Annotated in this window: 27 protein-coding genes; 7 read left to right on the top strand and 20 right to left on the bottom strand. The window is 31.5% G+C overall.

Translation table 11 applies throughout. The annotated features are described in order from the left end of the window. Positions 1–29: 29 nt before the first annotated feature. From AC3IPI_RS07205 to AC3IPI_RS07165, 9 genes are all read right to left on the bottom strand, one after another. Positions 30–188 carry a hypothetical protein gene (locus AC3IPI_RS07205; RefSeq protein WP_165763217.1) on the bottom strand — a complete coding sequence of 53 codons (159 nt, stop codon included), beginning with the start codon at positions 186–188 and terminating at the stop codon, positions 30–32. A gap of 90 nt (positions 189–278) precedes the next feature. Next, positions 279–437, bottom strand: a complete 159-nt coding sequence (locus AC3IPI_RS07200) for a hypothetical protein (protein ID WP_165572283.1) — start codon at positions 435–437, stop codon at positions 279–281. Between the two features lie 51 nt (positions 438–488). Continuing rightward, the gene (locus AC3IPI_RS07195; protein WP_165572284.1) at positions 489–635 is read right to left on the bottom strand and encodes a hypothetical protein; all 147 of its coding nucleotides are present in this window, start codon (positions 633–635) and stop codon (positions 489–491) included. A 186-nt stretch (positions 636–821) separates the two neighbouring features. Further along, the gene (locus AC3IPI_RS07190; RefSeq protein WP_489158093.1) at positions 822–992 is read right to left on the bottom strand and encodes a hypothetical protein; all 171 of its coding nucleotides are present in this window, start codon (positions 990–992) and stop codon (positions 822–824) included. Positions 993–1,064: 72 nt separating this feature from the next. Further along, positions 1,065–1,238 (bottom strand): hypothetical protein, encoded by a 174-nt coding sequence (locus tag AC3IPI_RS07185; RefSeq protein WP_489158091.1) that lies wholly within the window; start codon positions 1,236–1,238, stop codon positions 1,065–1,067. Positions 1,239–1,347: 109 nt separating this feature from the next. Then, positions 1,348–1,524, bottom strand: coding sequence for a hypothetical protein (locus AC3IPI_RS07180; RefSeq protein ID WP_165572101.1), 177 nt, complete (start codon positions 1,522–1,524; stop codon positions 1,348–1,350). 78 nt (positions 1,525–1,602) lie between these two features. After that, entirely contained in the window at positions 1,603–1,806 is a 204-nt protein-coding gene (locus AC3IPI_RS07175) for a hypothetical protein (protein WP_035621991.1), read from the bottom strand. A gap of 122 nt (positions 1,807–1,928) precedes the next feature. Further along, the gene (locus AC3IPI_RS07170) at positions 1,929–2,117 is read right to left on the bottom strand and encodes a hypothetical protein (RefSeq protein ID WP_086895272.1); all 189 of its coding nucleotides are present in this window, start codon (positions 2,115–2,117) and stop codon (positions 1,929–1,931) included. A 608-nt stretch (positions 2,118–2,725) separates the two neighbouring features. Continuing rightward, positions 2,726–4,291, bottom strand: coding sequence for a vitamin K epoxide reductase family protein (locus AC3IPI_RS07165; protein WP_489158088.1), 1,566 nt, complete (start codon positions 4,289–4,291; stop codon positions 2,726–2,728). A 252-nt stretch (positions 4,292–4,543) separates the two neighbouring features. On the opposite strand from AC3IPI_RS07165, the gene AC3IPI_RS07160 reads away from it, so the two are divergent. Continuing rightward, the gene (locus tag AC3IPI_RS07160) at positions 4,544–4,714 is read left to right on the top strand and encodes a hypothetical protein (RefSeq protein WP_165572099.1); all 171 of its coding nucleotides are present in this window, start codon (positions 4,544–4,546) and stop codon (positions 4,712–4,714) included. 33 nt (positions 4,715–4,747) lie between these two features. Here AC3IPI_RS07160 and AC3IPI_RS07155 read toward each other — a convergent pair whose 3' ends face one another. Continuing rightward, positions 4,748–6,505, bottom strand: coding sequence for a helix-turn-helix domain-containing protein (locus tag AC3IPI_RS07155; protein WP_489158086.1), 1,758 nt, complete (start codon positions 6,503–6,505; stop codon positions 4,748–4,750). Between the two features lie 196 nt (positions 6,506–6,701). Here AC3IPI_RS07155 and AC3IPI_RS07150 point away from each other — a divergent pair, with 196 nt between their 5' ends. The 3 genes from AC3IPI_RS07150 (at position 6,702) to AC3IPI_RS07140 (ending at position 9,559) form a co-directional block, all read left to right on the top strand. Next, positions 6,702–7,880 (top strand): acyl-CoA dehydrogenase family protein, encoded by a 1,179-nt coding sequence (locus tag AC3IPI_RS07150; RefSeq protein ID WP_039113784.1) that lies wholly within the window; start codon positions 6,702–6,704, stop codon positions 7,878–7,880. Positions 7,881–7,967: 87 nt separating this feature from the next. Next, complete coding sequence (locus tag AC3IPI_RS07145; RefSeq protein WP_039113783.1) at positions 7,968–8,750, top strand: DUF3050 domain-containing protein; 783 nt, start codon at positions 7,968–7,970, stop codon at positions 8,748–8,750. A gap of 65 nt (positions 8,751–8,815) precedes the next feature. Next, the gene (locus tag AC3IPI_RS07140; RefSeq protein WP_489158084.1) at positions 8,816–9,559 is read left to right on the top strand and encodes an SGNH/GDSL hydrolase family protein; all 744 of its coding nucleotides are present in this window, start codon (positions 8,816–8,818) and stop codon (positions 9,557–9,559) included. Positions 9,560–9,597: 38 nt separating this feature from the next. On the opposite strand, the gene AC3IPI_RS07135 is transcribed toward AC3IPI_RS07140, so the two are convergent. The 4 genes from AC3IPI_RS07135 to AC3IPI_RS07120 form a co-directional block, all read right to left on the bottom strand. Then, the gene (locus AC3IPI_RS07135) at positions 9,598–9,915 is read right to left on the bottom strand and encodes a 2Fe-2S iron-sulfur cluster-binding family protein (protein ID WP_039116982.1); all 318 of its coding nucleotides are present in this window, start codon (positions 9,913–9,915) and stop codon (positions 9,598–9,600) included. Positions 9,916–9,986: 71 nt separating this feature from the next. Further along, complete coding sequence (locus tag AC3IPI_RS07130; RefSeq protein ID WP_039113778.1) at positions 9,987–10,460, bottom strand: hypothetical protein; 474 nt, start codon at positions 10,458–10,460, stop codon at positions 9,987–9,989. Positions 10,461–10,774: 314 nt separating this feature from the next. Then, the gene (locus tag AC3IPI_RS07125) at positions 10,775–11,014 is read right to left on the bottom strand and encodes a NifU family protein (RefSeq protein ID WP_039113776.1); all 240 of its coding nucleotides are present in this window, start codon (positions 11,012–11,014) and stop codon (positions 10,775–10,777) included. Positions 11,015–11,189: 175 nt separating this feature from the next. Further along, positions 11,190–12,320: an Mrp/NBP35 family ATP-binding protein gene (locus AC3IPI_RS07120; protein WP_039113774.1), complete on the bottom strand. Its 1,131-nt coding sequence runs from the start codon at positions 12,318–12,320 to the stop codon at positions 11,190–11,192. A gap of 426 nt (positions 12,321–12,746) precedes the next feature. On the opposite strand from AC3IPI_RS07120, the gene AC3IPI_RS07115 reads away from it, so the two are divergent. Beyond that, on the top strand, positions 12,747–14,354 hold the full coding sequence (locus AC3IPI_RS07115; protein WP_489158080.1) for a L,D-transpeptidase family protein: 1,608 nt from the start codon (positions 12,747–12,749) through the stop codon (positions 14,352–14,354). A 91-nt stretch (positions 14,355–14,445) separates the two neighbouring features. Here AC3IPI_RS07115 and AC3IPI_RS07110 read toward each other — a convergent pair whose 3' ends face one another. The 3 genes from AC3IPI_RS07110 to AC3IPI_RS07100 all read right to left on the bottom strand — a co-directional run bounded on the left by AC3IPI_RS07110 (position 14,446) and on the right by AC3IPI_RS07100 (position 19,052). Then, a complete protein-coding gene (locus tag AC3IPI_RS07110) occupies positions 14,446–16,875 on the bottom strand; it encodes an ABC transporter permease (protein WP_489158078.1) in 2,430 nt (809 codons plus the stop codon). A gap of 115 nt (positions 16,876–16,990) precedes the next feature. Then, positions 16,991–17,692: an ABC transporter ATP-binding protein gene (locus tag AC3IPI_RS07105; RefSeq protein ID WP_489158076.1), complete on the bottom strand. Its 702-nt coding sequence runs from the start codon at positions 17,690–17,692 to the stop codon at positions 16,991–16,993. A 112-nt stretch (positions 17,693–17,804) separates the two neighbouring features. After that, a complete protein-coding gene (locus AC3IPI_RS07100; RefSeq protein WP_039113770.1) occupies positions 17,805–19,052 on the bottom strand; it encodes an efflux RND transporter periplasmic adaptor subunit in 1,248 nt (415 codons plus the stop codon). 159 nt (positions 19,053–19,211) lie between these two features. Here AC3IPI_RS07100 and AC3IPI_RS07095 point away from each other — a divergent pair, with 159 nt between their 5' ends. Next, positions 19,212–20,561, top strand: a complete 1,350-nt coding sequence (locus AC3IPI_RS07095) for a sigma-54-dependent transcriptional regulator (RefSeq protein WP_489158074.1) — start codon at positions 19,212–19,214, stop codon at positions 20,559–20,561. After that, positions 20,561–21,886 carry a sensor histidine kinase gene (locus AC3IPI_RS07090; protein WP_489158072.1) on the top strand — a complete coding sequence of 442 codons (1,326 nt, stop codon included), beginning with the start codon at positions 20,561–20,563 and terminating at the stop codon, positions 21,884–21,886. The genes AC3IPI_RS07095 and AC3IPI_RS07090 overlap by 1 nt, the downstream gene beginning before the upstream one ends. Before the next feature lie 91 nt (positions 21,887–21,977). Here AC3IPI_RS07090 and AC3IPI_RS07085 read toward each other — a convergent pair whose 3' ends face one another. Genes AC3IPI_RS07085 through trmB form a run of 3 tightly spaced genes read right to left on the bottom strand, consistent with a single transcriptional unit; the run spans position 21,978 to position 23,692 of the window. Further along, positions 21,978–22,304, bottom strand: coding sequence for an MGMT family protein (locus AC3IPI_RS07085; protein WP_489158070.1), 327 nt, complete (start codon positions 22,302–22,304; stop codon positions 21,978–21,980). Between the two features lie 21 nt (positions 22,305–22,325). Continuing rightward, entirely contained in the window at positions 22,326–22,961 is a 636-nt protein-coding gene (locus AC3IPI_RS07080; protein WP_489158068.1) for a LysE family transporter, read from the bottom strand. A gap of 53 nt (positions 22,962–23,014) precedes the next feature. Then, positions 23,015–23,692 (bottom strand): tRNA (guanosine(46)-N7)-methyltransferase TrmB, encoded by a 678-nt coding sequence (gene trmB / locus AC3IPI_RS07075; RefSeq protein WP_039113764.1) that lies wholly within the window; start codon positions 23,690–23,692, stop codon positions 23,015–23,017. Positions 23,693–23,733 lie beyond the last annotated feature (41 nt).

Here is a 23,733-nt window from a genome sequence, read left to right as displayed (position 1 = left end):
TTTAAATTAAAGTGATTAAATAAACTTAATTAGCATGGTAAACAATCCCATACCCATTTTCCATCTTCCAATGAACGTCTTGCACAAAAACCTGCTTCACAATATGGAGCACTACCAGCACTAATCTTTTTTTGCTCATTTTTTTCAATTTTATGAGCACCTTCTAGATTTAAAATGTTTTTTAACATGATATATGGATTAAAAATTAAAAAAATACCCCAGTCATCTTATGATTCTCGGGGCTCAATACTACTAATTTGTCAATTGAGCAAAATCAATTAACTATAACATTTAAGAGGAATCTTTGATACAGGAACACAATAACATCCTGTTTCTGGACAACAAAGAATAACACATTCTCCTCCTCCATTGATACTTTTTTGCTCGCTATTAGTTAGTTTTTGAGCACCTTCTAATTTTAAAATGTTCTTTAACATAATTTGGTTTTTTGAATTTGTTAATATTATTAATTGATAGAAATCAATTAACTATAGCATACAAGCTGTTCCTTTAGGAACACATGAGCATCCTGTATCTGGACAACAAAGGATAACACATGCACCACCATTAATACTTTTTTGCTCGCTATTAGTTAATTTTTGAGCTCCTTCTAATTTTAAAATTGATTTTAACATAATATGGTTTTTTGAATTTGTTAATACCCCAATCATTTAAAGACACTTGGGATTTATGTCTAAACCATGAAATTGTAATATAAAACTTGAGCTAAGAATCCTTCTGATATCAATATAAATGAAGGATCTTTATATACAATTTTGATTAAAAAAATGGTTATTACATGAGTACAGTCCCAAATCTTATTAAGCTGGTCTGCAATCACCATCATCACCATTTGCAACATCTCTACCAACACATACTGTATTACCAGGACAATACCCATCTGCACTACAACGCAATCCGCCCTTAACAACTTTTTGCTCGTTTCTAGACAATTCTTGAGCACCTTCCAGGTTTAAAATCTTCTTTAACATAATATGGTTTTTTGAATTTGTTACTACTTCAAAATTTTTAAGACACTCGAAGTTTTATGTCCAAACTATTATCTAAGTCAGCATACATGGTGTTCCTGCTGGAGCACATGCACATATACCATCTGGACAACAAATAAGAATATCTGGACGTTGACATACTGGTACAGATGCTGCACCACTAATTGATTTTTGTTCTTTATTTGTAAGTTGCTGAGCGCCTTCTAATTTTAAAATATTCTTTAACATAATATGGTTTTTTGATTTTGTTACTACTTCAAAATTTTTAAGACACTTGAAGTTTGTGTCTATATTTTAGAGCATTTCTACTTCTTAATCCTATTAAGCCATTAGCACATTAGCACTCTACATAACTAGATGGTCTGCACATACCTGAAAACCTACAATCTGTCACGCATTTACTAGTACCTGGACAATATCCATCAACACCACAGGCTAATCCGCCTTTAATGATTTTTTGCTCACTTCTGGTTAATTGCTGAGCACCTTCAAGTTTTAAAATTTTCTTTAACATAATTGGGGATTTTTAATTTTGTTAATACTTCAATCATTTTAAGACACTCGAAGTTTTATGTCTAATTACTTAACAGAATTAAATACATTGATCAGATACTTTTCTGCAAGGTCCACCTTCATAATATTGACATGTTCCATTCGGGCAAAATCTACCTTCAGGTGGAATCCAAGATCCTTTAATTTCTTTTTGCTGTTTTTTTGTCAACTCTTCTGCGCCTTTTAGGCTTAAAATGCTTTTTAACATAATACGGTTTTTTGAATTTGTTAATACTTCAATCATTTTAAGACACTTGAAGCTTATGTCTATTCATACTAAAAATCGATTTTAAACTTGAGCTTCGATTTTTATATACTTTTATTTTATTAATTAGGTAAAGTCCTAAATGAGTTTACGGTTTTGTTTTAATCTGCAAAACAACAACCACCTCCGGCTAAAGGATATTGTGGAGGGCACGGAGCCGATCCTTTTAATATTGCGTATCCAGCAGCCAATGCTTTAGCACAAACTTCGGTAACACCACCATTAATACTTTTTTGCTCTTTTTGCGTTAACACTTGAGCACCTTCTAATTTTAAAATTTTACTTAACATAATATGGTTTTTTGGTTTTATTAATCTTAAATTGAGCTATTAGTAAACTAACACTCAATGTAACTGTTTGGCCTACAAATCTCATCAAACCTACAATCAGATACACATTTACTTCCTGTTGGACACCATCCACCTTGATCACAAGCTCTTCCACCTTGGATAGTTTTTTGCTCACTTCTTGTTAATTCCTGAGCACCTTCTAGCTTTAAAATTTTCTTTAACATAATTGGGAAATTTTAATTTGGTTATTACTCCAATCATTTTAAGACACTTGAAGCTTATGTCTATAGATTTAAAGACAACAAAATCTTGCTATTCTCAAATTAATATATTAGCAAAGCTTCTCAACGTAACTATTCGGTCTACACACGCCTACTGGCTTACAATCGAACACACATTTAGTGCTACCTGAACATACGCCAGTAGGACTACATTCAATATTAATTCCTCCATCAATAGTTTTTTGCTCACTTCTTGTTAATTCCTGAGCACCTTCAAGCTTTAAAATTTTCTTTAACATAATTGGGAAATTTTAATTTGGTTATCACTCCAATCATTTTAAGACACTTGAAGCTTATGTCTACTCTTGCAAGAATTTTATAAATGCTTTACATATAGACAAGAGAGTCTCTCTCTAACGTTTCATTACTTTCTAAAATATCATTAATAAAATATTTTAGTTCACTTAATTCGTATTCGGTAGGATACAACTTATTGTTAACAATTTTAACTGGAGTGTAATTAAATCCGTTTTGTGAGCACCAATCATATTGCTGCTGGATTTGTAAATTAACTTTCATAGAAATAGAATCAACTTTCCATTTTTCCTGCCATACTTCTAATGTCATTTTTTTAATATGCCAGTCAGATATTGCTTCTACAATGTTTTCAGGATTAGTATCATTAATCATCAACATTCTTTCTACGACAATTTTATAAGGGTTTTGATTATTATCCGGATTGATATTGAACAATACATTCAAGGATATTTTTTCAGGAAATTTCCAAACTAACTCAAATGCTTCCTCAAATGCTTTATGGCAATGTCCACAACTTGGGCTTATGATAATAGAAAGCTTGACAGCAGCAGTAGTATTTCCAAAATGCAATCCTGCCAATTTATCAAACCCTTCTTGTGCAGTAACATCCTTAGATAAGAATTCAAAAAGAGTATAGTTTCTTCTGAACTTGGTTAAGTTCTTCACAGAACTTTCTGCTTTTAATTTATCCTCAATAACTGGTTTTATAGTAAACCATAACGAAGAAATAAGAATCAAAGAGAATAAATACTGAAAAAGGCTAGCCAACGTAATGCTTAACTTTAATTCAGATTCAAAAGCCCAACCTATTCCTTGTACTATCATTAAAAAAGAAATAACCAAACACAATACGCACCATTTTTTTATCTGGAATTTCTGAACCCAAATAGAATAGACAATGATTGGTATAGCTGCCAGACTAAGCAATCCTACAAGATTAGAATTTGCTGGCCCTATTAACATTGCAAGAACTGCTGTAACGAAGAAAATTAATGGTAAATCCGAAAAACCAAACCACTTATTAACATCTACATTATCTGATTTAATAACTGATTCGCATGAAGTATTTGGATTGATATTACAAAACTTAGACACCATTTGGTTATCTATACCTAACTTTTCCTGAATTATGAAAACACTTACTATTAATCCCAATAAAGAGGTGGTTAAAAAAGCATAATCGAATATCTTATAATCGTTATAAAAACTAGATAAGACAATTAGCGCCAAAAACAAAATACCATACTTAAGCCATTTTGGATTTTCACTTAAAACTTCTTCTTCCTGAGCTTCATTAGGCTCTATTGCAAGTACAACCCCACTCCAGTCTTTGGAGAAATCATCAACTGATAAAGTAATCTTTTTACTTTTTTCAGTCTCAATTGTAATTGAAGATTCTGTTTTTTGAACCAAAACTAAATCCTGATTATAAATTGCCAGGAAAGATTCAGGCAATTCAGGCAATTGTTCTTTTGGGACTTTTATTACAATATTCTCTATTGATAATGTATTCAATGAATCTGTAATAGCAAATAGACTTGGATAATTAGGATGAGAAAGGAATAACTCTTCGAACTCCTTTTTAGCATTTAAATAATTGTTTAAGTCAAGGTACTTGTTAACTAATTTAATCATAGGGACAATCTTAATTATTATGGAAAGGATTATCACAAATATTGACAATCTTTCACATAAAAAAAGTTAATTTTTTGGATTTTTAAAAAAAATGAATATATAATTTATAAATAGTTTAGCTCTTTTTTACATCACAAATCACTATTTATCAGGTAATTAAAAAAAACAACCAGTAAAAATATATTTCAAAATCACAATCCAAATTATCGGTATTCCTTTTCTATAATTTTGGCATTCTAACAAATACAACTTATGAAAAAGACCTCGTTAACGCTCGAAGATTTTAAAAAAAATGAGCTCCCGAAAAAACATTACAAAATGATTATGGGAGGAGATGAACCAATAATAGATCCTAATACAGATCCTAAAATTATAGCAAATATTATCCCGCCAGGAACCGTGAGGCCACCTGGTCAGACTTAGTAGAGAAATAAATTAGAAACTACAGCTTTACCCTCAGAATTCTGTAGTTTCTAATTTTTTAGTAAACTGAGTTGGAGTTACTCCTGTTCTTTTGCTAAAGGATTTTGTAAAAGAAACAGCATTTTTAAAGCCCACACTCTCGGCAAGCGCCTGAGTTGAGTACTTACGATATTTTGAATTCGTTATTAATTCGTTAATCACGTAATTAATCTTTAATTCATTAGAGTATTCGCTAAAAGTTTTACCAAATCTCTTATTTACAACATATGACAAATAACTGGTATTTGTTTTAATTTTCTTAGCTACAGATTGTTGAGTGAAATCTGAATTTAGATAGTAATGCTTCTTTTCTAATTGCTTTAATTTTTCGAATATTTCTTCTTCCTTCTCTAAATCTAAATTCATTTTAACAGCCATTTTAGGCACACTGTCTACTACAACCACTTCTTCATTTACTGTTTCTGGAATTGCATTGTTTAACGCTAATCTTTGTTTATACTCTTCAATTAAAGTATTCACTTTCTTATCCGTTTCTCTTTTTTTCTTAATGCTTTTTACATACAAAACAACCAAAACCACAACCAGCCCAACAAGAATAAAAATCATCAAATTCCAAAATCTAATTTTATTCTGATTTTTAGACTGAAGATCTTCCATCTCTTTTTTGACATTCACATTACCCAATCGAAAATTAACTTCTAAAGCTTCATTATCAATTTTTGACTGAATTGTCTCGAACTTATCAAAGTATTTTTCAGAATATTTTAATGCCTCTTGAGGTTCATTTTTGATGGTATAAATCTTGGCTAAATAATAATTAGAGTTAATATAATACAGATCATCAACCTTGGTAATGCTATATATAGAATCTACTTTTTTAAAAAAATACAATGACTTATCATATTCTTTCGTTTTAAAGAACAAACTTCCCAAATTATAACTAGCAGAAAATAACTCGGGAAGCAATTTATTCTCTTCACTAAACAACAAAACATCATAATATATTTTTTCGGCATTAGCCAAATCATTCTTCATATAATAAATATTCCCTAGACTCATTTTAGAATTTAGTTTTGTATTTAAGTAATTATTAGAATATAAAATTGCTTTTGTATAGTAGTGTTTTGCAGAATCTAAAAGTTTAGGATTAGAATAGTTTTTCCCATAAGCTTTCTCAAAGGCTCGTCCTAAATTAAAATTAATATTACTCTTATAATTGGTAAATTTCTCTTCAGAAAACGAGTATTTTATTCTATCCGTTATTTTATTTGACTCTTGCAGAGATAAGATTGCCGATTTATAATTACCTACTTCTATATTAATTAAAGAAATATTCATATAGAATTTTACCATTCTAATCTGGTCATTCTCCTTCTTAACAATGGTTAATCCTTTTTCGAATTTATCGAAAGCTGCAGTTAGATTGTTTTTTCTCCAATCGATAAGTCCACCATAATTTAACAGATCAGCATGTAGTATTCTTTTTTCTTTTGAATTTTTTACTTTCTCTAAAAAACTAAAAGCCTGATCATAAAACATTTTTGCTTTAATACTATCATCTTTAAGCTGATATAAATATGCTTTTGCACCACAAGCAAACGTCTTATGCAAATAATCTCTCGATTGCTCCATTTTGTTTACAAAAATAAAAGCGCTATCTACATTAGAATTTGTACACACTCTTATTTTATCTTGTAATAGAACATACTCTTTATCGCTTAATTGCGAATTTTTCTGAGAGAAAACAGTACTTGCAATAAAAAAAAATAGGAGGCATTTAACAAATTTCATTAACGATATAGTTTTGAATTATCCCAAATTTAGTTCATTAATACCAATAAGCAAACAATAATTTGCAATAGAAATCTTAACATTATCACAATTTAATTCTGATTATTATTTTTAAATCAATAAAAATTATAACAATTTACTTTTGTTTTGTTATATCTATATTGTGTAAATTTGTTCTAGAAAAAAAACATAAATTATGAAACCAGACCTATTTCAAGCACCAGATTATTATAACCTAGACGACTTATTAAGCGACGAGCACAAACTCGTTAGAGATTCTGCCCGAGCATGGGTAAAAAGAGAAGTTTCTCCTATTATTGAAGAGTATGCTCAAAAAGCAGAATTCCCAAAACAAATCATAAAAGGCTTAGGAGAAATAGGTGGTTTTGGCCCTTATATACCTGTTGAATACGGCGGAGCTGGATTAGATCAAATTTCTTACGGTTTAATCATGCAAGAAATCGAACGTGGAGATTCAGGAGTTCGCTCTACATCATCTGTTCAATCTTCATTAGTAATGTACCCGATATGGAAATACGGAAATGAAGAACAAAGAATGAAATATTTACCTAAGCTTGCTACTGGTGAGTTTATTGGATGTTTTGGTTTAACTGAACCAAATCATGGTTCTGACCCAGGCAGTATGATTACCAACTTTAAAGACATGGGAGATCATTACTTATTGAATGGAGCAAAAATGTGGATTTCGAATGCGCCATTTGCTGACATTGCAGTAGTTTGGGCTAAAAATGAAGAAGGAAGAATACACGGTTTAATCGTAGAGCGCGGTATGGAAGGCTTTACAACTCCAGAAACTCATAATAAATGGTCGCTTCGTGCATCATCTACAGGAGAATTGATTTTTGATAATGTAAAAATTCCTAAAGAAAATTTATTACCTAACAAATCTGGATTAGGAGCACCACTTGGTTGCTTAGATTCTGCTCGTTACGGAATCGCTTGGGGTGCAATTGGCGCTGCAATGGATTGTTACGATACAGCTTTAAGATACGCCAAAGAGAGAATTCAGTTTGACAAACCTATTGCAGGAACTCAATTACAACAAAAAAAATTGGCCGAAATGATTACCGAAATCACAAAAGCACAATTATTAACTTGGCGTTTAGGAGTTTTAAGAAACGAAGGAAGAGCAACAACTGCTCAAATTTCGATGGCAAAAAGAAACAATGTCGATATGGCTATTAACATTGCTCGTGAAGCCAGACAAATATTAGGCGGAATGGGAATTACTGGTGAATACTCTATCATGCGCCACATGATGAACCTTGAAAGTGTAATCACTTACGAAGGAACTCACGATATTCATTTACTAATTACAGGAATGGATATTACTGGAATTCCAGCTTTTAAATAGAAATCATCTATTAAAATATTTATAAAAACGATTTAAAAGCTTCTTGTTACCAAGAAGCTTTTTTATATTTGCAAAAAAAATACCACCATGAATATTGAAACTATAAACAATAGCATTCAACCTCAGAAAGATCTTTTATTACAACACCCCCTATATAAAAAAATCCAAAACATCGATGATTTACATTGCTTCCTGGAAAGCCATGTTTACGCCGTTTGGGATTTTATGTCTTTACTAAAAGCTTTACAAGCAAAACTTACCTGTACAACTACACCGTGGTTTGCTAGTAAAAACCCAGAGACTAGATATTTAATTAACGAAATTGTACTAGCCGAAGAAACGGATTTAAGTATTGATGGTCGTCGCCAAAGTCATTACGAAATGTATCTTGAGGCAATGGAAGATTGTGGAGCAAGCACAAAAAACATTCAAGGTTTTTTAAACGAAGTAAACTCTTTACAAAACATTTTTGTTGCAATAAAACAAAGTCAATTACACCCAAACATTAAAGCTTTTCTGGATTTTACTTTTAGAGTAATCGAAGAAGGAAAACCACATGAAATTGCAGCAGCTTTTACTTTTGGAAGAGAAGATTTGATTCCGAATATGTTTACTGCGATATTGAAAAATTTTCAAGAAAACTTACCTGATACAGATTTAAGAAAACTGATATATTATTTTGAACGTCATATCGAACTTGATGCAGATGAACATGGTCCTATGGCAATGAAAATGATTACAGATTTATGTGAAGACGACGCACAAAAATGGTCTGATGTTCAAGAAATTTCCATTCTGGCATTAGAAAAAAGAATTGGATTATGGGATGCTATCGAAGAAGAAATCAGCATAAAAATAGAAATGGTATAAAAACCAAAATTCTATTTTTAACGTAAGTATTATTGGGGAGATTACTAATGCCTTAATTATATATTATGAAAAGTAAATTCAAAATAATACTTACATTTTTATTCGCAATTTCTACGATTAGTTGTAGTTCGGAAAATGAAACAAATCCACCAACTAAAACTATTGTTCCCCCAGTTACAATTACTCCTCCTCTTACTGCAAAAACGATAAACTACCTAGCTCTTGGCGATAGTTACACTATTGGACAAAGTGTATGCGAAACTTGCCGTTTTCCAGAGCAATTAAGACGCAACTTATCTAGCACCTATCCTGCAACCTCATTTTCGTTAAAAATCATCGCAAAAACAGGCTGGACAACTTCTAACTTATTATCAGCGATAAAAGCCGAAAATCCAGAATCTAATTATGACTTAGTGACATTGCTAATAGGAGTCAACAATCAATTTCAGAACGCACCTTTCACCTTATACGAAAATGAATTCCCGCAATTGGTAAACAATGCAATTTCTTTAGCAAAAGGAAAAAAATCAAATGTTATTGTAGTTTCCATACCAGATTATGCTTATACTCCTTTTGGACAATCGGCTGTATACAATAGCAAAACAATTTCATCAGAGATAGATAAATACAATGCTTTTGTAGAAAACTATTGCAAAGCAAATAATATCGAATTTATTACAATAACCGATATCACGCGACAAGGATTATCGAATCCGAGTTTGGTTGCACAAGACGGATTACATCCGTCTGAATCAGCATATTCTTTATTTGTACAGCGAATTTTACCAAAAGTGAAGTTTCAAGAATAAAAAAAAAGCGAGAAAAATTTCTCGCTTTATACTTTATATTAATATTCTGGAGCTAATTCCAGTTCCAAACCTTCTAAACCTTCTGTGATAGGAATCTGACATCCTAAACGACTATTAGACTTAACATAAAACGCCTCCGAAAGCATTGCTTCTTCTTCGTCTCCCATTTCTGGTAACTCAACATCATTTAGCACGTAACACTGACAAGAAGCACACATTGCCATTCCGCCACAAGTTCCTTCTACAGGAAGCTCATAAGCTTTACACAACTCCATTACATTCATTGCCATATCAGTTGGAGCTTGTAGTTCATGAACAACTCCCTCTCTATCTTTAATCTTTATTAATACATCCATTTTTAACTTATCGGAATTTTGATTATTAACGCATTTTCAGATAGCAAAAATACATTATCTTTTACAAAATACTAATTGCTAGGTTTAAAACTAAATGCATATTCTTTTAAATTATCCTTTAAGTGCATTTTTAAGCCTATAATATTTCCTTTATCTAATATAGTAACTACAGCAATAACTGAATAATAATCATTCCCATTCTGAAAGATTAATGTTCCTTCATAAGTTGAATTCACAATACCTTGCTTATCTGTAGTGGTTTTAATTTTTCTTGGATGGGAAAACTCAGCTGTTGCGTAACTTTGTCTGTTTGAGAATTTGGCTCTTCCTTCTGAAAAATCATACAAAAAATCATAATTTGCAATTCTCAGACTTCCCTCTTCAGGTGTCGGTGAAATAATAATCTGACCTGTAAATTTAAAATCTGACCATTCTTCGAATTCATTCACCCATGCTTTATCAACATATAGATTATCTGTAGCCTGCTGACCATAGGTGGCAGAAGTAAAAAGCAACAAAACAATTAGCTTGTAAAAATTATTCATAAATGTAAGGTTTGAGGTTATATGGCAAATTTAAGTTAAATTTATATTAAATACCATTGCAAAACCCCTAATTCTTAACACTTTTTTTTGTCAAAATTACTTTATTAAGTTATTTTTCTGAATATTTACTAATTTTAACACTATTTTCTTATTAATAAATTTAAATTCAAAAACAAAACAAGCGCATTTTTAACAATACAACATTCAGCATCCAAATTATCTAAACAAATACTAAAAAATTTTAATTAGCATTAGTAATAATTTCGTTTAATTCACAAAAAACAAATATTTTTCACCATAGCAAATCGCTATAATTACATAATGTTTACCACAGTTTCGATCTGCGGTGCAAACTTTTTAATTGTAGTTTCAACTCCTGCTTTAAGCGTCATTTGATTTACACTACAACTTGTACACGCTCCTTCAAGGCGAACCTTAACGTGTTTATCATCTTCTATAGAAACTAATGTTATGTCACCTCCGTCTGAATTCAGAAACGGTCTGATTTCATCTAGCGCTTTTAAAACATTGCTTGTTAATTCTTCTGTTGTCATAATTTTTATATTCAATTAGAGAATGTGTCGATTAGAGAATGTGTCAATTAGATAATTAGATAATTAAAGACTGTACAGATTGAAGCATAAATGCTTTGTTTTTACACAAACTACAATTATCTAATTATCTAATTTCCTAATTATCTAATTTGAATCATTATCTCAATTATCTAATTTATTTTTTCTTTACTGCAGAACATCCTGCCATTGTTGTAATTTTTATTGCTTCGGTAGCAGGTAAACTTTCGTTACGACTTACTACTTCCTGTACTACGTTTCTAGTAATTTCTTCAAAAACAGTTTCGATTGCCGATGCTGTTTGCAAAGCTGCCGGACGACCATAATCTCCTGCTTCACGAATAGACTGTACAATTGGAACTTCTCCTAAAAACGGAACTCCTAAATCTTCGGCTAAGTTCTTAGCACCTTCTTTTCCAAAGATATAATATTTATTATCAGGCAATTCTTCAGGTGTAAAGTACGCCATATTTTCTATAATTCCTAAAACTGGTACATTGATGTTATCTTGCATAAACATCGAAACCCCTTTTTTAGCATCAGCCAAAGCTACTGCTTGTGGAGTACTTACTACAACTGCTCCAGTTATAGGAAGTGACTGCATTATTGAAAGATGAATATCTCCTGTTCCTGGAGGTAAATCAATTAACATGAAATCTAATTCTCCCCAGTCAGCATCAAAAATCATTTGATTCAAAGCTTTAGAAGCCATTGGTCCTCTCCAGATTACTGCCTGACTTGGCGCTGTAAAAAATCCTATAGAAAGTATTTTAACTTCATAACTTTCAATAGGTTTCATTTTTGACTTGCCGTCAACTAATATCGAAACAGGTTTTTCTGCTTCTACATCAAACATAATTGGCATAGATGGTCCATAAATATCAGCATCTAAAACTCCAACTGCAAAACCCATTTTAGCTAATGTAACAGCTAAGTTTGCTGTAACAGTCGATTTACCAACTCCTCCTTTTCCAGAGGCTACAGCAATAATATTTTTAATTCCTGGAATTGCACGACCTTTAATTTCGTTTTTCTCCGGAGTTTCAACTTTAATGTTTACTTTAATTTTAGCTTCAGGAGAAACTAACTCAAGTATTGTTTTTTTAATATCGTCTTCAGCACGTTTTTTTATGTGCATTGCAGGAGTATGTAAAACTAAATCTACAACAACTTCATCACCAAAAGTAATAACGTTTGCTACTGCTCCACTTTCAACCATATTCTTACCTTCACCAGCTATAGTAATCGTTTCTAAAGCTTTAAGGATTTCTTTTCTGTCTAATTTCATTTTAACTTTACTATTTTCTATTGACAATAATCGCTTCAAAAACTATATTAATTTAAACCGATTTTAGATTACAAAGATAACTGATTAAGTTAAGATTCAAACTCTTTTAAATTGTATTTATTGATATTGAGATTACTCAAAATGATTCTAACTGTTAACATTCGCTTTTTAGACACAAAAACACAAACAATATTTTTATCCCAATTACAATCTTAAAATACTTTTTCAATCAAAATATACGAATTTTGAGATGTTTTTTTTAGGATAATACACCATAAGTATCAATAATACTAACTATATTTGAGTACCTCAAACTTATACTTCCTACTACGCAAATAGAACTTAAAAACTTGGTTTTAAGAAAATTATAAATATTTTTTATATGTTTTTGAATCGAATTCTATTTTTAAATTTAAATCTAAAAATATGCGGAATTTTACTTTATCATCTGTAATCATTGTTATTAGTTTTTTATTGGTTTCTTTTAAATCTTCATCTAAAGAAATCAATACAAAAAACAAAACAATCGCTTTAGAGAACATTTTTGTATCCAAAACCTCTATTGCCCCTGAGTTAATTAATGAGTTTTACAAGAAATATCCAAAATTAAAAAAATACCAAAGTGACGTTTTAGATCTTTATAAAAAGAAAGAATATAACTCAATTTGGTATGATGACAAGAGCATTACCGAATTTGGGTTTTTATTGTATCATAAAGTACAATTATTAAATGACCGTGATGGCATCAAAGCTACGATGCCTTATATGGACTTGGTAAATGATGTTTTTAATGAAAATGTATCCAATAAACTACCTCAGATAGACACAGAACTTTTATTATCTAATATGTATGTGTTTTATGCAAGCAATGTCTATTCTGGTGTTGACCCTGCAACTTTAAAAAAGATTGGTTGGTTCTTACCTGCCAAAAGTGTTTCGTACACAAAAATACTAGATTCTCTAATGGTAGATCCCGCCCGATTAAACAAAGACGAGAACCTTTTATTTGCTCAATATTACAAGCTAAAGGCGGTTTTAAAAAAATACCGAACAATCGAAAAAAATAATTTATGGACAAAAATAGATATCGATAGCGCCAATTTCAAAGATATAAGACCTTTAGATAGCGGTCTAGTTATAAAACAGATCAGAGAGCGTTTATTTGTAGTTGGAGATTTAGTGCAAAATTCTAATAGAGAAGTCTATGATCAAGAGATGATGGACGCTGTTTTAAAGTATAAAAAAAGATATGGCCTTAAATTAAATTACGCATTGACTCTAAAGCACATCAATCAAATGAATGAGCCTATTGCTAAAAGAATCAAAACCATAATGCTAAACATGGAACGTTGTCGATGGATCCCTACAGATTTAGTACAAGCGAGTGAATACATAATGGTGAATATCCCGTCTTTCAAGCTAGTTTATGTTAAAAATGGTAAATACGAATTAGTATCAGATGTTTTTGTGGGAACACGTATGACCGAAACAGTAATTTTTAGTGGTAATATGGACAGAATTGTATTTAGCCCATACTGGTATGTTCCGCAGAGCATCATTAAAAACGAATTAAAATCTGAAATAGCCAGGGATAAAAACTATTTGGCTGATCATAATATGGAATGGAACGGAGGCAATGTAAGACAAAAACCCGGACCTCAAAACTCTCTAGGATTAGTTAAGTTCATGTTTCCAAACCCCAATGATATCTATTTACATGATACTCCAGCCAAAAGTTTGTTTGAATTTGAAAAACGCACTTTTAGTCACGGCTGTATAAACGTAAAAGAAGCTAAAGGGCTGGCACTTGCAATTTTAAAAGACGATCCTGACTGGCCAGTTGATAAAATAGACAAAGCAATGAGTGGTGAAAAAGAAACGCCTTGTAAATTAAAAACCAAAATCCCAATCTATATTGGCTATTTTACTGCTTGGGTAAACGAAGATGGAGAGATTGGTTTTTATCCAGATGTATATGACAGAGATCAAAAACTAGATAAATTACTTTATTCAGATGCTATAGCTGAGCAATAAAAAAAAAGGTTCTATATAAAAAAGACCCGACTAGCTAATCGCTTGTCGGGTCTGGAACCAAAACTCAATTTTAATTAATTGCTCAGATTAATTATTCGTATTTAAGATATTTAAGAATATCGATTTTTGTTACTTGATATGCTTTTGCCAAAACAATTACCAAAGTTAAGAAAAGTAACACAAACAATGCAACAATAAATGGCAAGACTGGTACATCTATCCTAAAGGCAAAATTCTCCAGCCATTTGTTAAGCAAAATATAAGCTGGAAATATTCCGATTACAAAGCCTAGCAAACAAAATCCAACATATTGTTTCGACAATTCTTTAAGCAAAGCGTCTGTTTCTGCACCAAGTGTTTTTCTAATAGCAATTTCTTTTAATCTTCTTTCCATCGAAAATGATGCTAATGCAAACAATCCAAAAATAGCAATTACAATCACAACAATATTAAGTACAAAAAACAAATTCTTCTGTTTTACCTGTTCGCTATATGTTTTTGCAAAACTTTTATCTACAAATTCATAAGAAAAAGGAAAATCAGCATTGATGTTCTTTTTCCAATATGCTTCTAACTTCGGAATAGTTGTGGCAAGATCTTTCGGGTTTACCTTTACAAACACATTATTAAAATTATTCCATTTCAATGTTTTAATACTAATAAAAATCATTGGCGGAACCTTGTTTTGTAATCCTGTAATATGAAAATCTTTTACTACACCTACAATTTTAAATTTCATATTCCCTTTTTCATTCCCCCAACCTGAACTGATTATTGTATTTATCGGATTTTTAAGATTTAACATCTTAGCACAAGTTTCATTTATCAACCAGTTACTTACCGTATCCGATGCATATTTAGGCGATAAATCACGTCCTTGAACAATTTTAATTTTCATCATTTCAAGAAAACCAAAATCCATATCAACATTACGAGGCTGTACAAAAACTCCTTTGTGTGTAAAGCCTGAACTAGAATTAGTTCCGTTACCAAAAGACCCCGCAAAAGTCGAAACATTCTGAACGCCTTCTATTTTTAGTAATTCTTGTTTTGTTGTAAAATACTTTTCTAATCTTTTTTCACGATTTTTATGATTAAAAGAAATCTTAAGAACCTGATCTCCACTAAAACCTAAGTCTTTATTCATCATGTAATTCACTTGAGAATACACAATCAGCGCACCAATAATAAAAAATGCCGCAATGGTGAACTGAAAAATCAACATCGAATTTCGTATCCAGATTCCGCTTTTACTTCTCGAAAAATTCCCCTTTAAAACCTTCAGCGTTTCAAAATTGGCGATATAAACTGCAGGAAATATTCCGGCAAGAACAATTACAATAACAAAAATAATAATGATTTGTAGGTAAAACTCAGTCCCATTCATAGTTAAGTTTTTATCTAAAAACTCATTATAAAAAGGTAAAGAAAGCTCTACAATTGCCAATGCAAAAAGAATAGCCAGAATAACAATTATTGCTGTTTCTAATATAAACTGCGATACAATTTGCGATTTATTAGCTCCTACAATTTTTCGTACACCAACTTCTTTAGCTCTCTTAATTGCCGATGCTGTTGCCAGATTAATGTAGTTTACCAAAGACAAAGCAAGAATAAGAATAGATAATCCTACCATAATGTACAACAACTGTAAATTTCCTTTTCCTTCAGGATAACTACTTCCTGCGGTGGATTTTGTACCATGAAGTCTTCCTAATTTTAACTGATCTAAGATAACTTCCGTTTCTCCATTTTCTTTAATGTACTCTTCAACAGTTTGCCCACTTCCTTTAGCATCTTTCAGCGTTCTATTTACAAAATTCACATTTTGCATTTTCTTTAAAACACTTGCTGCGTCTGCTCCTTTTTTTAGTTTTACAAACAATCCATAATTAAAGTTCCCCCAACTACCCTCATCATTTTCCTTTAAAAGTCCGCCAAAAACATAATTAGGCTCAATAGACGATGGCTTGATAACTTTATAAACCGCTTTAATGATATACGATTTATCATCATTTGTAATGGTTTTACCAATAGGATCTTCATTTTTAAAAATCTTTTTAGCCTCATCTTCAGATATGGCTGCACTATTTTTCTCTTTCAGAATATCTTTTTTAGCTCCTTTAACAATTGGAAATGGAAAGGATTCAAAAAAATCACCATCGGCAACTAATATTTTTTTACCAATCCATTTTTGACCGTCAGACTTAATCACATCATCATAATACCAACTATCAATATAACAGATAGATTCTATTTCAGGAATTGTAGCTTTACATGTCTTTGCAAAAGGAATAGAACTCGAAGCCCAGATATCTCCTGTTGCACCTATTTTATTAAGAACCTGATATACATTCTCTTTTTCGGGATTCCACTGATCATAAGAGTTCTCATTGTTCCAATATAAAATCGCAAAAATAACTCCTGCAATTCCTATGCTCAATCCTAAAACATTTAAAAACGAAAACAGTTTGTTTTGTTTTAAATGGTAAATAAATATTTTTATCCAGTTAAGTATCATTATCTTAATTTTTTAATTTTGGTTTGGTTAGTTTGTACTTTACTTTATAAAAACAGTGTTTTACAAAACTCTACTATCTCTATAATTACTATTGTTATCAAATTTATCATGATTCCTATACTTTAAAAACATCTACATTTCTTTGATTTAATCTTTCCGAAAAAATAACCCCATCTTTCATATGGATTGTTTTTTGCGAAAAAGAAGCGTCGTAATCCGAATGCGTTACCATAAGTATCGTTGCACCTTTGGCATGCAAATCGGTTAAAAGTTCCATAACCTCATTTCCGTTTTTACTATCTAAATTTCCAGTTGGCTCATCCGCCAAAATAATTTTTGGATCATTAACTAAAGCTCTTGCTACGGCAACACGTTGTTGTTGTCCTCCTGAAAGCTGTTGCGGAAAATGTTTTAATCGATGAGAAATATTAAGCTTTTCGGCAATTGCCTCCACTTTCTGCTTTCTATCAGATGTCTTTACATTATTATAAATTAATGGTAACTCTATATTATCATAAACAGAAAGCTCATCGATAAGATTAAAATTCTGAAAAATAAAACCGATATTTTCTTTACGAACATTAGCTCTGCCTTTTTCCTTAAGACCAATCATTTCGTTATCCAGTAATTTATAACTCCCACCACTGGCGCTATCTAAAAGTCCGATTATATTAAGCAAAGTAGATTTACCACAACCAGAAGGCCCCATTATAGTTAAAAAATCTCCTTTTTTTATTTTCAAATTAATACCACTTAATGCTGCAGTTTCTACTTCTTCTGTTCTAAAAACTCTAGTTAAATCTTGTATTGTTATCATATTTTTAAATATTAATTGTGTTGTTGATTGTGATTTTTTGATTGATGATTGAAACATTATTCTTTTGTGAAATGTGAATTGTAAAACGTAAACTAAAAACTGTTACTGAACACTATTGCTTACTACTAATAGATAATTCCTCTACATCTTTATAATCTAAATAAGAAGATGTTATTACCGATTCTCCTTCTTTTAATCCTCCTAAAACTTCATAATAAGCTGGATTTTCTCTTCCTAATTTAATTACTCTTTTCTCTGCTTTATTTCCGTTTACGACAAAAATCCATTTTCCTGCTGTTTCCTGATTAAAGGCTCCTTTAGATAAAACAAGAATTTTATTTCTTTCGGATAAAATTAATTTCACACCAAAACTTAATCCGTCTTGCAAAACTATTTTTTCTTTTGGATCAAAATTCAATTCAATAGAAAAACGACCACCTTTTACCTCAGGAATTACTTTGGTTACAAGCACATTTAGGATTTTTCCCTGATATTCGATTTCTCCTTTTAAACCTTCGCGCATTTTCTCCAAATAAAACTCATCTACTTCGGCCATTAATTTATAACCTTGTTTAGAATCTATTCTCCCTATGCTTTCTCCCGCCTGAAAAGTCTTTCCTAAAACGGGTTGAAAAGAAGTAAGTCTCCCCGATTCTGGAGCAGTAATCAAAAAGTTTTTCTTGTTGTTTCTCAAAATATCCAAACTCATTTCCATGGTCTGAATCGAACGATTAATTTGTGAAATTTGTAATTGATTCGTTTGCTTCTCCTTCTGAATACTTTGTTGAATTGTTTTTCTTCGCTCATCCTGAAAACGCAAACTCTCCTTAAATGTATTCCAATCATTTCTTGAGATTACATCTTTTTCATATAATTTAGAGTTCATATCATACAATCTTTTTGCATCATTATAATCGTGTTCTATTGCAACTAAATCTTTAGTCAAATTCAACTCTTGATTTCTAATGTTTAACTTACCCGTATTTAGATTATTTATCTGTTCGATAATTGCTGTTTCCTGTGTAAGATAATTAAGTTCCGTATTCGGATTGTACAATCTTGCCAAAGGTTGCCCTTTTACAACTGTAGCTCCGTTCTCAACAAAAATCTCTTTAACCGAACCTCCTTCGGTTACGTTAACCAACATCACATTAAGAGGTTCTACTTTAGCCTGAAAAACCATAAAATCTTCAAAGAAAGCCATCTCGACTTTCTTTACGATTAATTCGTCTCCCTTTACATTCAGACTTCTTTTTTTATTGAAAGAAAAAAATACTACAATTGCCAAAGCTAAAAAAGCTACTATTCCTATTGTCAGATACCTAATTTTTTTACTTTTACGAGGAATTACTTTATCCATGAGTTCTAATAATTTACTGATAACCAATAGGTAAATATTGTGCCAAAAGAATTATAATTCATAAAGCATTGATTTATATAGCAGTTTCAAAACCACCAAAAAAAAGTAGTGTTCGATAATGAACAGTTGACCGTTCACAATCGAACAAAAAAATAGCTCATGCGAAAAAAACAAGCCAATATACTAGTTGTTGATGATCAGGAAGAAATTCTTTTTTCGGTAAAAATGATTCTGAAAAAGCATTTCGAATCCATTTTTACCACAAACGATCCAAAAAAAATCATCTCTCTTTTGTCCGAAAGTCCGATTGATGTTGTTTTATTAGACATGAATTATCGCATTGGTTTTGAAGATGGACGCGAAGGAATACATTGGCTCAAAGAAATCAAAACGTTATCTCCACAAACAATTGTTATTTTAATGACTGCTTTTGGTAAAATAGAAACTGCTGTAGAAGGCATAAAAATTGGCGCTTTTGATTACGTTCTGAAACCTTGGAACAATGAAAAATTACTAGCAACAATAGACAATGCTGTTGAAGAAAGCCGAAAAAAATCTAAAAAAGTAATTGCAAAACCCGAAGAAAAGAAATATTTCACTGGAACTTCAGCCAAAATAAAACAAGCTTATTCTATTGCCGAAAAGGTTGCCAAAACTGATGCTAACGTACTTATTTTAGGAGAAAACGGAACTGGTAAATTTGTCTTCGCACAACATATTCATCAAAACTCACAACGAAAAGACAAACCTTTTGTACATGTTGATTTAGGTTCATTAAGTGATAATTTATTCGAAAGTGAATTATTTGGCTATGCCAAAGGTGCATTTACCGATGCTAAAACGGATACTCCGGGACGTTTTGAAGCTGCTGCCAGCGGAACTATTTTCCTGGACGAAATTGGGAATATTCCGTTGCATTTACAAGCAAAACTATTACATGTTTTACAAACAAAATCGGTAACACGCTTAGGCGAAAGCAAAGCAAGACCGCTAAACGTAAGGATAATTTCCGCCACAAATAGTGACATAAAAGCCGAAGTAAAAAACAAAACATTCCGCGAAGATTTGCTATACCGAATCAACACTATGGAAATCACTTTGCCATCTTTACGAGAACGAAAAGACGATATTGTGCCAATGGCTGAGTTCCTCCTTAACGAAATTGGAGAAAAATACAATCAAACCGATTTAACTTTCGATAGCAATGTTGCCAAACATCTGGAAAAATATCCTTGGAAAGGTAACGTTCGCGAAATGGAAAACAAGATCGAAAGAGCTTTAATCCTATCCGAAAACAACACCATTACTATAACCGATCTCGATATCCTGGATTTTGAAGATTTTCAGATTAATGACGAAAATCCTTTATCAGAGATAGAAAAGAGTGCCGTAGAGAAATCTTTACTTAAAAACAACGGAAACATTAGTAAAACAGCCGAAGAACTAGGATTATCAAGAGCTTCTTTATACAGAAGAATTGAAAAATACGGTTTAAAAAATATCGAATAATGAAAAACTGGAAATTTTATAACGCCTTATTTTTACGTGTTTTTATTGTCATAATAATTCTTTTTTCTTCATTATATCTTGCACAAAAGGGATTATACTATAATAGCATTTTAGTAGCTGCTGTAGTTATTATTGCTTTGGCTGAAATGTATTTTTTCATCAAAAGTAAAATGAGTTTTTACGACAAAACCATTCTTTCTATTCTTCAAAATGATTACTCAACCAACTTTCCTGAAGAACAAAGAAAAGGCAGTTTTAAAAATCTCTCGCTTTTGTATGATACATTAAAAGAAAAGCAACAAGAACAAACATCCAAAGAGTTAATTTATCGCTCTATTTTAAACAATATCGACACTGCTATTTTAATTCTGGAAAAAGACAATGACAATTGGAATATATTCCTAATGAACAATTGTTTCTCTAGCACATTTGCGGTTCCTAAAGTAAGCCATTGGAATTATCTTAAAAACTACCTTCCGTCACTTTGCAAAGAAATCGAGAACACCCAATTTAGCGAATTAAAAACGGCTATTGATGTCAAAATCGAGCAACAGGATTTACAAACTTTCATGCTTCAGACTTCATTAACAAAATCATTAAACAAAGAATATTTCATCATTTTATTAGATAGTATTCAGCGTGTAATTGATAAAAAAGAAAAAGAAGCCTGGATTACTTTAATGAAAATAATTTCGCATGAGCTGATGAATTCGTTGACGCCAATTCGTTCGCTTTCGCAAAATTTACTTCAAATAATAGATCAGGAAAAATTGGAAGAAGACGATTTTGATGATATAAAAAGTAGCATTTCGACTATTATAAACCGAAGCGACCATTTGCAGATTTTTGTAGAAAACTACCGAAAACTAGCCATGCTTCCTACACCAGACAAAAAACCGGTATCGATTAATGCTCTTTTTGAAGATTGCTTAAAGATTATGGCACCAATCTTAAAAGAACAAGGTATTGAACTGATAAACAACATTAATAGTTCGCGTTCTATCCTAATTGATAAAAGCCAAATAGAACAGGTTATCATTAACTTGATTACCAATAGTATTTTTGCATTGAAAGAAAAACAGGAAAAGAGAATATACTTATCGGCTCTGACCGAAAACAATCGTTTTTTTATCACAATTTCTGACACAGGAAAAGGAATTGAACCTGAAATAAGAGATAAAATATTCCTTCCTTTTTTCACAACCCGAAAAGAAGGTGCGGGAATCGGGCTTACGCTTTCTAAGAATATTATCGAGGCTCACGGAGGTTATTTAAGCTACCAAACCGATGAAAACAGAACTAATTTTGTTATTTGCCTGATTTAAAAATCTTAAAACATATAAGTTATATAAGCACATATAACTTAACGCTTAAATGAACTAATATTACTTATATGGTTAACTTTTTTTTCAGCATCTACAACTCAATTTCGGGTTGCCAAAAATGCTTTTCGAAATCTACAACCTGATTATCTTTAACCTCTATTCCTTCGTTTTCGAGTAATTGTTGCATTAAGTTTGTACCGTCAAAATGATGCTTACCACTAAGTAAACCTTTTCTGTTTACCACACGATGCGCAGGAACATCATCCATATTATGGCACCCATTCATTGCCCAACCAACCATTCTTGCCGAACGTGCCGTACCCAATGCTTTTGCAATAGCGCCATACGAGGTAACTTTCCCGTACGGAATCTGTCTTGCAATCACATAAACCCTTTCGAAAAAATTATCTTCTGCCATGGCTTTATTTTCAAGTAAAAATTAAGCGAAATAATATCGTATGATATTAAAAAGTGTAATTATCGAAATTACTCCTGTAATGCTCCCGATAATGATATTCATGTTCTTAAGTATGTAATCTGTTTTCTGTTCTATCTTTTCGAAAAAAGCGATATAACAGTAAAAAACTGTAAACGATCCCAAAACTGATCCTGTTACAAACACGGATATAAAATGGTTTTCGAATAAAAATAATTTATAGGAAGCCAGCGTAACACTGACAAAAACGTAATATGGGATTGGAAAAAAATTAAGTGCAGAAAGTAGCATTCCTAAAAAGAAACGGCTTTTCTTGCTCTGATTTTTAATCTTATTTTTTTTCTTTTTTGGCTCTTTTGCAATCCACAGAAAGTAAATCGTTAAGACTGCAAAAATTCCAAAACCAATTTCTCGCAATAAAATCACAACATCTGGTCGCTGATCAATAATCCTAGCCGATAAAATCGCCAAATATACCTGACAGAATATAATAAGTACTGCTCCGGCAACAAACCATAACGCATTCTTTTTCCCTTCTTTTAAGTTCACTTTGGCTGCCGTCATGTTGATTAATCCTGGCGGAATAATACCAATAAAAGCCGTAATAAAGCCTAAAAGCAAAGGAATAATAAATGTCATGCGTTACGAATCATGTATTAAAAAATGGGCATTATAAAATTAAAAAAGAAATATTACGCTTTAATTTTGAAACGAATATACGTAATTGCCTTATTAATTTCTAAATATTGTTTCTCGTAAAATGTCTGAAAAGCAGTAACCTCTTCTGGGCTTCCTTCATTTACATACACATTATGGTTAGCATATAAAACTTCATGGCCTTCACCATGCAACAATCCTAATGTATAACCGTGCATAAATTCGCTATCAGTCTTTAAATTTACAACACCATCTTTCTTAAGGATTTTTTTATACAATTGTAAAAATTCCGAATTGGTCATACGGTGTTTAGTACGTTTGTATTTTATTTGCGGATCTGGAAAAGTAATCCAGATTTCATCTACTTCATTCTCAGCAAAAATATGGTTGATTAATTCGATTTGAGTACGAATAAAAGCAACATTATGTAATCCTGTTTCAACAGCAGTTTTGGCACCTCGCCAAAAACGAGCCCCTTTAATATCGATTCCAATAAAGTTTTTATTTGGATATCTTTCAGCCAATCCTACAGAATACTCTCCTTTTCCACAACCTAGTTCAAGTACCAACGGATTATCATTCTTAAAGAAGTCTTTGTTCCATTTCCCTTTATGCGGAAATAAATCGCCTACAACTTCTTCTCTCGTTGGTTGAAAAACGTTATCAAATGTTTCGTTTTCCTTGAATCTCTTTAGTTTATTTTTACTTCCCACTTTTTTACAAATATTTCGGCAAAATTAAGGAATATATACGA

This window comes from Flavobacterium sp. GL_143, from assembly GCF_057834355.1.
The sequence above is the reverse complement of the archived record's forward strand: the minus strand, read 5'-3'. Positions and strand labels throughout refer to the sequence as shown.